Source organism: Streptomyces sp. NBC_01089, from assembly GCF_045162975.1.
Taxonomy (GTDB): Bacteria; Actinomycetota; Actinomycetes; order Streptomycetales; family Streptomycetaceae; genus Streptomyces.
Genome location: NZ_CP108660.1, coordinates 8,241,513 through 8,254,791, shown reverse-complemented (window position 1 = coordinate 8,254,791; position 13,279 = coordinate 8,241,513). Strand labels below are relative to the sequence as shown.

Annotated in this window: 12 protein-coding genes; 4 read left to right on the top strand and 8 right to left on the bottom strand. The window is 68.3% G+C overall.

All coding sequences use genetic code 11. From position 1 onward, the window contains the following. Positions 1–73: 73 nt before the first annotated feature. The 6 genes from OG510_RS37110 to OG510_RS37085 all read right to left on the bottom strand — a co-directional run bounded on the left by OG510_RS37110 (position 74) and on the right by OG510_RS37085 (position 7,668). Positions 74–1,258: a cytochrome P450 gene (locus tag OG510_RS37110; RefSeq protein ID WP_406134528.1), complete on the bottom strand. Its 1,185-nt coding sequence runs from the start codon at positions 1,256–1,258 to the stop codon at positions 74–76. Next, complete coding sequence (locus OG510_RS37105) at positions 1,255–2,490, bottom strand: acetyl-CoA carboxylase biotin carboxylase subunit family protein (protein WP_406134529.1); 1,236 nt, start codon at positions 2,488–2,490, stop codon at positions 1,255–1,257. The genes OG510_RS37110 and OG510_RS37105 overlap by 4 nt, the downstream gene beginning before the upstream one ends. Positions 2,491–2,517: 27 nt before the next feature. Then, positions 2,518–4,134, bottom strand: a complete 1,617-nt coding sequence (locus OG510_RS37100) for a hypothetical protein (protein ID WP_406134530.1) — start codon at positions 4,132–4,134, stop codon at positions 2,518–2,520. A 165-nt stretch (positions 4,135–4,299) separates the two neighbouring features. Continuing rightward, on the bottom strand, positions 4,300–4,431 hold the full coding sequence (locus tag OG510_RS37095; RefSeq protein WP_406134531.1) for a hypothetical protein: 132 nt from the start codon (positions 4,429–4,431) through the stop codon (positions 4,300–4,302). A 27-nt stretch (positions 4,432–4,458) separates the two neighbouring features. Next, complete coding sequence (locus tag OG510_RS37090) at positions 4,459–6,294, bottom strand: carbamoyltransferase (RefSeq protein ID WP_406134532.1); 1,836 nt, start codon at positions 6,292–6,294, stop codon at positions 4,459–4,461. A gap of 429 nt (positions 6,295–6,723) precedes the next feature. Next, positions 6,724–7,668, bottom strand: coding sequence for a ParB N-terminal domain-containing protein (locus OG510_RS37085; protein ID WP_406134533.1), 945 nt, complete (start codon positions 7,666–7,668; stop codon positions 6,724–6,726). 268 nt (positions 7,669–7,936) lie between these two features. On the opposite strand from OG510_RS37085, the gene OG510_RS37080 reads away from it, so the two are divergent. The 4 genes from OG510_RS37080 to OG510_RS37065 all read left to right on the top strand — a co-directional run bounded on the left by OG510_RS37080 (position 7,937) and on the right by OG510_RS37065 (position 10,788). After that, positions 7,937–8,152 carry a hypothetical protein gene (locus tag OG510_RS37080; protein ID WP_406134534.1) on the top strand — a complete coding sequence of 72 codons (216 nt, stop codon included), beginning with the start codon at positions 7,937–7,939 and terminating at the stop codon, positions 8,150–8,152. A gap of 342 nt (positions 8,153–8,494) precedes the next feature. Further along, entirely contained in the window at positions 8,495–9,046 is a 552-nt protein-coding gene (locus OG510_RS37075; protein ID WP_406134535.1) for a hypothetical protein, read from the top strand. 105 nt (positions 9,047–9,151) lie between these two features. Further along, on the top strand, positions 9,152–9,631 hold the full coding sequence (locus tag OG510_RS37070) for a hypothetical protein (RefSeq protein ID WP_406134536.1): 480 nt from the start codon (positions 9,152–9,154) through the stop codon (positions 9,629–9,631). Further along, positions 9,628–10,788, top strand: coding sequence for an MAB_1171c family putative transporter (locus tag OG510_RS37065; protein WP_406134537.1), 1,161 nt, complete (start codon positions 9,628–9,630; stop codon positions 10,786–10,788). Before OG510_RS37070 ends, OG510_RS37065 begins: the two co-directional genes overlap by 4 nt. A 461-nt stretch (positions 10,789–11,249) precedes the next feature. Here OG510_RS37065 and OG510_RS37060 read toward each other — a convergent pair whose 3' ends face one another. Continuing rightward, positions 11,250–12,725: a UvrD-helicase domain-containing protein gene (locus OG510_RS37060; protein WP_406134538.1), complete on the bottom strand. Its 1,476-nt coding sequence runs from the start codon at positions 12,723–12,725 to the stop codon at positions 11,250–11,252. Between the two features lie 218 nt (positions 12,726–12,943). Next, the gene (locus OG510_RS37055) at positions 12,944–13,216 is read right to left on the bottom strand and encodes a helix-turn-helix transcriptional regulator (RefSeq protein WP_384364035.1); all 273 of its coding nucleotides are present in this window, start codon (positions 13,214–13,216) and stop codon (positions 12,944–12,946) included. Between the last annotated feature and the right edge of the window lie 63 nt (positions 13,217–13,279).

Sequence of the window (13,279 nt, the reverse complement as noted above, 5' to 3'; positions counted from 1 at the left end):
GGCCAGGGAAGGCAACGACTCGCAGACGGCGGGGTCTGCGGATCCGCGCCCGTGAAACCTGAGTGGCTTGCCGTCACCGGCGGAAGGTGACGGGCAGGCGGTCAAGGCTTCGCACCGTTGCCGTGCGCCGACGCTCGGGGGGGCCGACGAGCCTCAGCGGCGCATCGGCGTCAAGGAGCCCGAGCACCAACTGCTTGACCGCCAGCTGGCCGAATATCGTTCCCAGGCAGGCGTGCGGCCCCCAGCCGAAGCCCAGATGCGGATTGGGAGAACGGTCCAGGACCAGTTCGTCCGGGCGCGGAAACTGCTCCGGGTCCCGGTTGGCGGCCGCCATCAGGGTCAGCACCGTCTGGCCGGGCTCGATGGCGGTGCCCCGGATCGTGGTCCGCCGGGTCGCCACGCGGCTGGTGCCCTGCGCCGGTCCGTCGAAACGGATCAGTTCGTCCACCCCGGTGTCGAGCAGCCGCTCGTCGCACAACCGGGCCAGCGCTTCGGGGTGCTGGAGAAGGGTGAGTGCCACATTGCCCGCGGTGGCGTACACGGTGCCGAAGCTCGCGTTGAACGTGACGCTGGTGGTGTTGCGGATGTAGTGCTCCGGGACCCGCGCCTTGGCCGCGTTCTTGCGGACGTCGTGCAGGGTCCCCGGCCGGTCGTTGGTCTCGAACCAGGAGTCGACCAACGCGTTGAACTGCTTCCGGGCTTGGTCCCCGGTCTCGACGACACCAGGCAGCAGTCCGTAGTCCATCCGGCGCGCGAGCGCGTCCGATATCTGCACATACGGCCCCAGCTCTGGCTCCTCGACGCCGAGGAGCTCGGCGGTGATCGACAGCGAGACGGGAGCGGCGACCTCGGTCATCCAGTTGAACTCCGCCCGGCTGGACATGCGATCGAAGATGTCCGCGACCTGCCGGCGTGCCCGGCGGCCGATGCCGTCGAGGTCCTGTGCCCGTAAGGAGTTGATGAACAGGCCCCGTAAGGAGGTCTGGTCCGGCGGGTCCAGGGACTGCACGCTCTGCCGGAATTCCGGCACATCCTCGCCCACTCGGCGGCGGTCCCTGGCGAACAGTGCGTGGTCACGCAGGACGTCACGGCAATCGCGGTAGCGGGTGAGCACCCATGACGCCAGCTGTTCGTGCCAGAAGACGGGGGTCTCCTCCCGCAGACGGGCGTACAGGGCATAGGGGGAGGTGAGTGTGCCGGGATCGAGCGGGTCGTAGTGCAGCGAGGAGGTGGCGGAGGCGTCGTGGGAGAGGTTCATGACCGCGCTGCCTCCAGAGGGGCTCCGTCGTGGATCTGTTCCACGGCGGCCACCACCGCATCGATCATGCGCTGGCACTCGTCGACGGATCGTGCTTTCACCGCCGCGCAGCCGACCCCCAGGGTCGAGGCGTCCGCCATGTCCCGCATGGTGCTGCCGCGTTCGAGTCGCATGATCACTTTATCCACTCCCGGAACCTTCATGATTTCTCCGGCTTCGACATGGTTCAGCTTCCCCGGGGCGGTGGGGAGGATGGTCCAGCCGTGGGTCCATTCCGTTTCCCCGGCCCACCGCGGTATGTGATCCCCGGTGATGACGCGCGCACTCGCCTCATAGATGTCCACACCGATTACCCGCTCCGTCATCTCGCCCACGATCCCGCCGCCCGGACGGCAGGCCAATTCACTGGCGACGAATGTTCCCGGTTCACCGAACACTTCGAGATGGAACACCCCGGTGGTGAGTCCCAGTGCCTGCAGCGCGCGCGAGGCGAGGTCGGCGGCCGAATCGTAGACGTCCCGATGCTGTGTCGGCGTCATGGCTATCGAGCGAATGGGCTTGCCGTATTTCGTGCACAACAGCGGTTCACTGTATCGGGAGACCATGAAGGCCGACAGTTTTCCGTCCTGCACGATGCCGTCGAAATGCCACTCCCGGCCTTCGACGAACTGCTCGACCATGGCCCGCCCACCGTCGATGGAATTGGCTGCCAGGACGAACTCGCCCACGGAGCGTGCCACCTTCACCGACTTGCTCGCCCCCTCGGCCAGCGGCTTCACGACGAGCGGGAACCGAAGACCGCTCTCGGCGAGCCAGCGTTCCGCCTCGGCTTCCGACTCAAGGCTGTTGCACAGCACGCGCCACGCGGTCGTGGGCACCCCGGCGGCATTCCATTTCTTCTTCTGCACCCCTTTGTCGCGGCAGGCGAGCGCCTCTGCGGGAGACAGCGATCGGGCCCCGATCAATTGGCCCAGGACCGCCGTGGCGACGACGGCCCACTCGGTCGTCGTGACGACCGCGCCGATCGGGTTCATCGGTTCCAGGTGGTGGACGGCGGACCAGAGTGACTCGACCTTGCGATAGGAGTCCACCGCGCAGACGCGGTCCACCTGGTCGCGCAGGGCGGCCACCCGTCCCCGGTGGCCCGGCTCGTACAGCAGGGTGATCTCGTGTCCGTCGGCACGCAGCCCACGTACGATCTCTGCGCGCGGCCCCACGAGTACGACGTGCATGGTTGTCCTCCGATACACATGCTGGACTCAGTTCCGACTGGTACCGGGAATGTCGACGGCGACGAGCAATTCGTCGCGCAAGCGGATCCATTCGCACTGATCGCTCGCGTACAGCTCTTCCCGGTACCACGCCTCGACCCTTGAGACGTGGCCTTTCGATATCCGGTAGCGCGGCAGGTCTCCCCAGTAATACAGATGACCGCCCGGCGCCTTCAACCAGCGGAATGCTCGGGGCAGCGGGCTTTTGGACTTCCCGCTGTTCACCGCGGCCAGAAGGTTGCGAATGTAGTTGATGTGCCGCTCTGCTCGACGCTCGTCCCACACCTTTGTCCCGAACAGACTCTTGGCCTGCTCGATGTCTTCGTCACATGGCCGCGCCCCGACCAGGACATCGCGTATGTCGGAGTCTTCCACGCCACCGAGCGGAAAAGTCACCACCGGTTCCCGGATCAGTGCATTCCCGGCGGCCCGAGCATACTCACGATCATGTGGGCTCATGAAGTCGTTGTAAAGCCCATACGTCTCACCGCCGTCGGTCCGCACCGTCCACAGGATCTTGGCGGAAAGCGGCGTGTCCCACCAGCCGAGGATATTGGGGCGCCAGGCCCATCCTGCCAGAACCAGCGCCATGAGAACCACGCTGAGAAGCCAGGGCCACACACCGAAATGGATCGGATCACCGCCGTGGGAGACGACGAGGACGGACAAGACGGCCAGCACGACGCCGATGACGATGTTCTCCCAGAACAGCAGGCCGGAGGTCAGCGCGACCACGCAGTTGAACAGGACAGCGCCGAGAACTGCGAGAACGAAGAGCCAGATGTGCGCGAAGGCCAGCAGCCCCGCGAGTTCGATGAGCATCGTCGCGCTGTTGAGCAGCGCGGCGGCTGGACGTAGTCGTCTGACGACCCGTGAGACGGTCCGGGCCGGCACGAATCGCGCCCACCCCCAGGAGTAGGAAGTGGCCACCAGTAGGTCGGTCCGGTTGTCCAGCATCCACGACCAGGGAAAGCGCCCCAGTCTCGCCTTGCTCCAAGCCGCCGTCACATAGTGGCTCAGGTACACACCGCCCAGGAGGACCGCCAGGGTCGTATTGCGCGGGGCCGCCGGTGCCACCCCGAGCGTGTGCGTCACACCGGCGCCGAGCGACAGACAGAAGCCGGCTTTCACCATCCGGATGCAGACGTTCGAGTGGTGCGTCCAGCCGCCAAGCCGCCCGCACAGCAGCACCACGGCGATCAGGGCCAGGCACGGCCAGCGAAGCGCGGCGGCACCGGCGACGAAGACGGTCAGCCTGTCGGCGCGCTGCCAGCCGAGGCCCAGGGCCGCGTCGTAGTCCAGGGTGAGGTACTTCCAGAGGACGAGTGCCAGCGCCACGGTCGGCACCCACGCCAGGCCCGCGCGGGCCGTGTCCCCGCAGACCGCCACGACCGCGCTGAGGACGGCGACGACGGAGCCCGCCGCAACCACCTTCCGCAGCCTGGTCGCCCCCTCCGGATAAGCGCCGTTGAGTGCCGCGGCGGGATAGCGGCCGGTGCCCAGGCGCACGGCGCACCACCCGGTCACCGGCGAGACCACCCAGCGGTACAGGGCCAGGGTCAGCGCGAGTTCGGCGGCGACCCGCGCCGCATCAGACGCCGGCATGCCGGTCCGAGCGTCCGCGGTCGTCGGGGTGCGGTCCGGCGTCCGGTACCCGGCATTCGGTCGTGGGACATGCCATGGTTTTTTTCTCCGCGCTGTCGGTGCATTCGCCGTGGAATGCGGTGGGGAAGGGGGCCACGTGCGCCGGGCAGCGGACGCCGGGCGGTGTCACCGCCGGACCAGGTAGCTGCTCACTCGGGGCCGGATGCCCCGGTGCAGCGGGTCGCGCACCGCGCGGCACAGCAGGCCGACCGGCGTCAGGACCAGGTAGTAGAAGAGGAACAGGGCGGCTCTGCGCATGTGTGCGCCTCCGGGTGCCTGGTGGAGTCAGTCGAGGGGGATGTCGCTGCGCCAGTCGCCGCCCTCGTGCCATGCGGGCTGCTCCTCCTTGCGCAGGATGAAGCCACCGAGGACGAGCATGTCGATGTCGGTCCGCATGAAGCACGTGACGGCGTTGGCCGGCGTGTTCACGATCGGTTCGCCGCGCACGTTGAAGGAGGTATTGACCAGCACCGGGCAGCCGGTGCGTTCCTTGAAGGCGGACAGGAGGCGGTAGTACAGGGGATTGTCCACTTCGGCGACCGTCTGAATTCTCGCCGACCCGTCGACATGGGTGACGGCGGGCAGCAGGGATCGCTGCACCTTCAGCAGGTCCAGGCCGGAGACTCCATCGGGCACGGGCCCTGTCAGCCTCTTGTCGGGCGCGATGTCGGCCACCAACAGCATGTAGGGACTGTCCTGGTTGAGCAGGAAGTAGTCGCGTGCGTCGGGTGCCCGTACGGACGGTGCGAAGGGCCGGAAGGACTCCCTGAACTTGATCTTGAGGTTCATCGTCGACTGCATGGCGGAATCGCGCGGATCACCCAGGATCGACCGGTTGCCCAGCGCGCGCGGCCCGAACTCCATCCGCCCTTGGAACCACCCGACGACCTTTCCGCCGTCGAGCGCCACCACGGTCTCCTGGATCAGCGCGTCCGGTTCTGGCCTTGAGTAGGTCAGCCCGTGCTCGTCGAGGCAGGCCCGGATCGCGTCGTCGTCGTAGGCGGGTCCGAGGAGGGCTCCCGCCATCCCGTCGCGCCCGGTGCCCAGGTGGGCACGCGAGGCACCGCGCTCCAACGCGACGGAGAGGGCCGCGCCCAGGGCGCCGCCCGCGTCCCCCGCGGCCGGCTGTACCCAGATCTCGTCGAAGATCTTGCGGTCGGCGAGCTTTCCGTTGGCGACGCAGTTCAGGGCGACTCCGCCGGCCAGGCACAGCCTTCGCTCCCCGGTGAGCCAGCGCGCTGTCCGGGCCAGCCGGGTGACGACCTCCTCTGTGACCTGCTGCACCGATGCGGCCAAGTCGAACTCTCGCTCGGTGAGCGGGCTTTCGGGACTGCGTCGCGGTCCTCCGAAGAGCGCCTCGAAGCGGCGGCCGGTCATCACGTGATCGTGCAGATAGGCGAAGTAGCGCATGTTCAAGCGGAAGGAGCCGTCCGGCTTGATGTGGATGAGCCTGCGGCGGATCACCTCCGCGAAGCGGGGCCGGCCGTAGGGCGCCAGCCCCATCAACTTGTACTCGCCCGAGTCGACTTTGAAGCCGCAGAAGTACGTGAAGGCCGAGTACAGCAGGCCGAGCGAGTGCGGGAATCTCACTTCGGCCAGCTGCCGGAGGCGCGAGCCGCGACCGTGCCAGAGCGTGGTAGTGGCCCACTCCCCCACACCGTCGATGCACAACACCGCAGCGGACTCGTACGGGCTCGGGAAGAAAGCGGACGCCGCATGGGAGGCGTGATGGCGTCGGCAGACAACGGGGGGAACCTGTCCGAGGCCGAGCCCGGCCAACTCGTCACGCACCGTCTCGCCGGCACGTCGCTTCCACGCGAGCCAGTCGGGCAGCGCCTCCCGGAAGGGAGCGAAACCGTACGGGACGGCCGCGGCGAAAGTCGTCAGGACTCTTCGGAACTTCAGACTCGGATCCTCGTAGTAGACGACAGCCGACACGTCGTCGAGCTTGGCTCCGCTCTCCTGGAGGCAGTACCGAACCGCCTGGGCGGGAAACGAGGGGTCGTGCCGGCGTCGGCTGAACCGCTCCTCCTGCGCAGCCGCGCAGGGGGTGCCGTTCTCGACCAGTGCCGCGGCGCTGTCGTGGTAGTAGGAGGAGATCCCGAGCACCAGGTCAGGCATTTCAACGTCCCCTCGGGTGCGGTGAGACCAAGGCCGGGATCAGTACAGCGGATACATCGTGGAGTCGCCATCTTCGTTCTTCTTCCGGCGGAACGACAGTTTCCTGAAGAGGCCGCCGATGAAAGGTATTTTCCAGAGCACCTTGGACATGACCAACCTTTCCGTGAACCTACGCAGAAACCATTTCAGCGAGGCCGCCAGTTGTGGAATCAGAGGAATTACACCAACCCACGGAGCATAGCCACGAACTGAATTCAGCGGGATTTACGACCACCGAGAACCGGGCCTGATCATTAAGCGGACAAGACGATACTCAGGGCTGTTTCTCGACGTCAAGCTGCGCTTCCGTCCGGAGATACGGAAACTTCTTCCCTGCCGACGACGGTCGTCGGACGCCGGCAAGCCACGATGAAACCGGTTGTACCGCGATTACACCCGAGCACCCGGACGTGCGGCCCGCTCTGCAAAGTCGAGCCATGCCTTCGCGCATTCCCGCGCCAGGTCTGCCACCGAATCAGCCTGATGCGGCGGCACGTTGGCGATCAAACGATCCCATTCCCCCGCACGGGCAATATGGAGCTCCAACAAACGCAGCAGGAAACGACCGGTCTCAGTCATCCGGAAAGAGGGGTCCTGGCAGAGCGCCTGGTACCTCGCCATACGGTCCGCGGCACCGTCCCGGCACGGGACGACCGCCGGGCCGCACCGCAGAGCCTGTCCCGCCGTACGCGGGGCGCGCTGCGGGAGAGGATGGGACGGCGGGCCGGGCCGCGTCACGGCGACCGGTGGGCCGCCGCCCGCCGACACCCGTTCCGCGGGCGCCTCCTGGATGGGGGGGCTCGTCTTCCGCCTCGGCAGATGCCTCGCCTTGCCGTCCCGGCCGACCCGTACCGCCGACTGAGGAATTTCCTCAGTCGACCGCGCCCGTACGGCGCCGACTGTCTTGGGCGACAGACCGGCCAGGCCCGCGATCCTGCGGTCCGACCAGTCGGGGTGGGTACGCACGATGCGTGTGGCGGCCGCCGTTCGGTCAGCGAGGGTCAGGGGCAGTCCGTGTCTGACGTTTGCCTGGACCGCCCGGACGAACGCCTCGTCCTCGTCACCGTCGAAGAACTCGACGGCGATCACCTCACGGCCCGTCAGTTCCGCCGCCCGCAGCCGATGCGCCCCGTCGATCACCCTCATCGTCCAACGGTGCACCAGGATCGGCGGAAGCTTGCCCTCGGATTCGGCCAGCAGACAGGCGTGATGGTTGTCGACTCCCTTCTGCCGCAGCGAATCACCCACGTGAAGTGAGGCTATCGGTAGGGAACGCACCGTTCTCCGGTCGCCGGGTTCCGATTCCACGCGCATCATGCCGTCCGAGGCGTCCATGATCCCCCTTCTCCATCGAGCCGGGCCCGGCCTCCGGAGCGCACACCCTGAGGACGGCCCACGATTGCGTCATGTGTCACGAGTAGCGGCAAAGGCGACTCCGGCTTCTACTGCGGTCCGCCTCGGCGAGGCATCGGGACATCCGGCCAGCGCCAGCAACGGCAGCCCGCAAGACGAGTCCGACCGCACCACCTCGCCGACCACATCCCTGCGCCGGCTGCTCCGAACAGCGAACGCCGACGCGGTCCTCCCGCCGGAGCCGGGCCGCATGAACGCGCCTAAGCCCGCCGACGACACACACGGTCACCCGATGCGCGACGACGGAGGGCAACGGCCCAATCACGCGTGCGAGTTCCCGCACATCCGCTTCGTCCACTCCCGCGATCCGCGGCGGGTCGGTCCACCCCGGCACGTCAAGCAGAAGGAGCGCCGCCAGGGTGTACCCGTCCCGGGTGGCTCGTTCCAGATCCGCGGCCTGCCCTGAGTCGTTCACACCTCGAGCGGAATTCACGCCACAGGACGCTAGGCAGCGGACGGTGGAGCGTCAATCCGTCCGCTGGAGCAGACGGGCCCGTTCCAGCCGCCCCGGTCGAACACCCGTGACCGCCCGGGGCGGCGCATCCGGCCCGTACCTCTCACACCTTGTTTCCAGGTCATCGCTCTCATCGGCCGCTCGCGCACCCGGCGTCGCACCCGTCACAGACGAGCCACGCGCGAGCTCAACTCCCAGAAGGTCGACCGAATTGCACTCACTGCGCGCCCTGAAATGAGCCACACTGATCCGGGGTGGCGCTGTCCACTGGAGCGGACGTACGAAAGGTGGCGTATGGACAGGGGCGAGGCAGATCATCGCGACACAAGTCGGCCGCTGCTGGAGAACCTCGACGAACGGCTCAGCCACCTGGTCTCGACCTACTACCCGGACGAGCGCAAACGCCCGGGATATGCGCGGCTCGCCCAACTGATCCACGAGAGCACCGGCAAAACGATCTCCGGGACCTATCTGTGGGAACTCGCCACCGGCCGGAAGCGCAATGTGACACTGGAACAACTTGCGGTACTCGCCGAGTTCTTCGGCGTTCCGCTCGAGTACTTCGTCAACGACGAGGTGTCGCGCCGGGTCGATGCGCAGCTGAAACTCGCCATCGCGCTCCGCGATACGAAGGTGCGCAGCCTCGCGCTCAGGGCCGAGGGCCTGTCGTCCGCGAGCCTGGACGCCCTCCTGACCATCGTCAACGAAGCCCGGCGCGTGGAGCATCTGGAGCACGTCAGCGAACAGGAGGAGCCCCCGCCGCCCACCCGCACCCATGACGCCCTGCCCTACGACGCACCCCACGCCGACGACCGGCTGGACCGCCCCGGAGCCCGCAGACACTGACCCCGTGCCCGCTCCCTCGGTCCCGGTCCCCCCACCTGAAGAAAGGCCCCGACGCGGACACTCATGTCTTACGGATCCTTCAGGCTGCGACGTCGCTGCCGAGCGGTGATCGACCGGCTGGAACTCCCCTCCACCCTGTCCATCGAGATCCTGTGCCGCCATATCGCCGCGCGGCGCGGGCGGCCGTTGCATCTTCATCCGCTGCCGCGTGAGGCCGCCACCGCCGGTGCCTGCGGCATGTGGCTGGCCACCGATGCCGAAGACCACATCTTCTACGAACAGCGCACCGCGCTCCTCCACCAGGAACACATTGTGCTGCACGAGATCGGGCACATGCTGTTCGACCATGGGGCGTCGGACGAGGACGGCACCGGCTGGGGCTCGTTCCTGCCCGACCTCGACGTGAACGCGGTGCAGCGTCTCCTGCGCCGCACGAACTACGCTACCAGCCAGGAACGGGAGGCGGAGTTGTTCGCCAGTGTTCTCGGGACCCTCGTGTGCAAGACCTCCCGTAGGCACGCCGATGGTGCCCTCGGCCGCCTGGAGGCGGCCCTGGGAGTGAACCCACGGCACGGCACGGCATGACCCACGACGCAGCCACGCTCGGCTCCGAGTTGGAGCTGCCCAGTGTGCTGCTGCTATGGATCGCGGTGCTGCTGCGCGCGCCCTCCGGCCTGCGTTCGGCGGCCCAGCGTGGCGTGCTGCTGGCCGTGGCCACCGCAGCCGCGGCCATGACGCTCGATCAGCCGTCCGTCCTGCACGAGGCCGCCCACCACAGTGAGGCCAACGTCGTGGCGGCGGCCAGGAACGCCATCGGCGTCCTGTCTGCAGGAGCCGTGCTCTCCTTCGTGGCCCAGGTGACCGCGGAGGGCCGTCGCCTCCAGACGGCCATCGTCCTCGCCGCCGGCGCCATAGTAGCCCTCCTGCTCGTCCTGGATCTCGCGGCCGAGCCGCACCTCAAGATCGGCATCCCGACCAGCGGGGCGCCGCACCCCTCCCTCGTCTACTGGCTCGTTCTCATGAGCACGCATCTGGCGGCCAACGCCCTGTGCGTGTCGATGTGCCTGCGCTACGGCGCGACTTCCGCGCACCGGTCGCTGACCCTGAGCCTGCGCCTGTTCGGTCTGGGTACGGCTCTGGTGGAGGTCTACTGGCTGGGGTATCTCCTACGGGTCACCACGGATGCCGACTGGCCCCTGCCCTGGCTTCCCCTGCTCATGAACCTGCACGGTGGGCTGCGCGCCCTGGCCATCCTGGTGCCGACGTACTCCGCCTTCCGGCGCGCCGTCTCCGACATCGCCGCCGCCTGGCGGCTGTGGCCAATGTGGCACGACCTCGTGATGGCGGTCCCGCACGTCGCCCTGACTTCACCGCGCCACCGGATCTGGGACGTTGTGTGGCCCCGTATACCCTATCACATGCTCGCCTACCGCAGGATCATCGAGACCAGGGACGCCATTCTGGCGCTTACGGACCATGGCCTTCCGCCTCAGGCGCCGCCGCGCCGCAGGCGGCCCAGTGCCGAGGCGAGCGGGGACATCGCTGCCCTGGCCGCCGCCGTCAAGAGCGCCCGGGACGCGAAACTGCGGGGGCTCGATCCGGCGCCCTGTACACCGCGCTTCAACTCGACGGGCCGCACAGATCTCGCGGGCGAACGGGCCTTTCTGCTCCACATGGTCAGGGCCTATCGATCCGCGCCCTCGCACGTCGATTCGGAACCATCGCGGGCGGCGGAGAACTGAGCCCGGGCCACGGCCGGAAGCCTTCCGCCCGGTGAGCTCCGTGACGATGAACGAATTGTTGGTGGAGTCGCGGTGCGGCGGACGCAGGCTGGGCGGCGTCGGAAACCTGTCAACGGAAACTGTGATCGGCTCACGACCGCGCTAGACGTTTCCTCGGCAGTCTTCATCCACTGCCCCGTGCAGCCGGACGCCACCCCGCCCCGGACGCGTGTCACGCCAGATCTCCCGGGCGTCGCCATGGCTCCTCGCAGTATGTCAGGGGGCCGCCGCAGCATAGCCGACTTGTAGGCCACCCTGGCAGTGCACCATGAACTCCGACGCTCCTGTCGGTTCTTCACCGCCGATTCGCACCTAGACCATGGGAAACCACACCCAGTCCGCCTCCCCCGCTCTTGAAAGCCGCCGATCCCGGCAGCAGTCTTCACAGCGTCATCCCGCCCTGGCCGAGCCTGCGTGCCGGGTCAGCAGGCCGGGGCATCGGGGTGCTGATCGAGCCAGGCCAGGCCGGCGGGGTCGAGGTGATGGCGGGCGCGGGTGACGGCGACGTAGGCCAGGCGGGCCTCGTCAGGGTCGATGGGGCCGGGCACGGGGCGGCCTTCGGCGTCGAGTTCGTCGGTGTCGGCAGGCGGGGTGAAGTCGGCAGCGATGCGCACCTGGGGCCATTCGCGGCCTTTGGCCTTGTGGGCGGTGGAGACGGTGATCTGGGCGTGGGTTTCGGGGACCAGCCGGTCGACCGCCTGGAGGATGGCGTCGGGGCCGTGGCCGTCGACGAGGCCTACGAAGGGCTGGAGGTCGGCGCCGGCGGGGTCGAGTTCGGCGTAGTCGCGCAGTTCGTTCCAGGTGGTGAACAGCACCAGTTCGGGGTGGTGGGTGCGCCGCCCCTGGATGAGGTCGCGGGCGGCGTGGGCCAGGGCGCGCAGCGCGTCTCCCCCGCCGGCCAGTGCGGTGGGGGTGCCGGCCTGCTGGAGGGCGAGGATTTCGGTGACGGCGCCGATGTTGGTGCGGCACAGCACCGCGCCGGTCCGGTGGGAGTGGGGGCCGATGACGGTGGGGATGTCGGCGCTTCCGCTGAGCCTGATGGGGGCGTCGGCAAGGGTGAGCCAGCGGTTGGCTTCGGCGGCCAGCGCGGCGCCGAAGCGGAAGGAGCGGGTAAGGGTGAGGTGGTGGCCGGTGAAGCCGGTCATGACGTCGCGGGCGCCGCGCCAGCCGTAGATGGCCTGGGCCGAGTCGCCGACCATGACGACCTGGGTGCGTTCCTGCTGGGCGAGGACGATGTGCTCGAGGACGGGGTTGGTGTCCTGGGCTTCGTCCAGGAGCAGGAAGTCGGCGTCGAGGACGGGCTCGGTCAGGGCCCACATCTTGAGGTAGTGGTCGTGCTCGAAGCGGACCGTGCCCGCTGCGGGGTCCTGCAGATCCTGCCAGGCTTTCGCGGCGTACGGCAGGAGCAGGTCGGCGAGTTCGGCGTGGGCGGCCTCGGTTTCGATGCCGCGCAGGTGCGGCACGTGGTGGTGGGCGAGTTCGGTGTCGGCGGACTGGCAGTAGCGGGTCACGGTGCGCAGCACCGTATTGGACAAGGTGGCGGGCAGCAGGTCGCGGCCCAGGATGCGTACGGGGGTGTTCAGGCCGAGGTCCGCTCCGGTCTTCCAGCCGGGCCGGCGGGGGCTGTTCAGGCGGTCGCGGTAGCGGTGGCCGAGGGCGGCGTAGGCCAGGGAGTGGGCCGTTTTGCACTGGACGGTCGAGGGGAAGCGGGCGGCGGCGTCCTGGGCGATGGCGCGGTTGAAGGCGAGGTAGCGGCCGCGGCGGGTGGGGTTTTGCTCAGCGAGGAAGGCGAGCGTGGAGGTCTTTCCGGTGCCGGCGCCGGCCTGGATGACCAGGTGGTGGCCGCTCGTGAACGCCTCGAGTGCGGCGGCCTGTTCTGCCGTGGGGGTGAAGTTCATGGGTGGGGGTCTCCGTAAGGCCGTGGCAGACCGCGGGTGCGGGCATGCGGGACGGACCTGCATCGGCTGATGCAGGTGCCGGAGTGAAAGGTGGCAGCCGGTGAACCGGTCTTCGGGGCGTGTCGCGCCTGACGCCTTCGAGAGGGTGACGGAAAGGGAACGCCAGGGCTGCGCTCGCACGGATGGGCGAGTGCGGGGTCCCGATCGGGTGAGGATTCTCAGCGGGCCCGGGGTTCTCCGTGCGGGGGTTCGTGGCCGGTGCACAGGGGGGCGAGGAGCTCGCCCAGCGGGAGGCCGAAGGCGTGAGCGAGGGCGTGCCAGGTGGCCAGGGTGCCGATGGTGCGGCCCTGCTCGATCTCGATCAGGGTGCGCCTGGACAGGCTGCTGCGAGCGGCGAGTTCGTCGTAGCTCCAGCCGCGCTCGGCGCGCAGCCGGGACAGGTCCTGGCGCAGCGCCGTCGGGTCCGGGTCCGGCGGCGGGAAGATCGTCACCTGCCCATCCGATGGTGCAGTCCCCCGCCCTGACAGTGCAGACCTCTGCCCTATTTGTGGGCC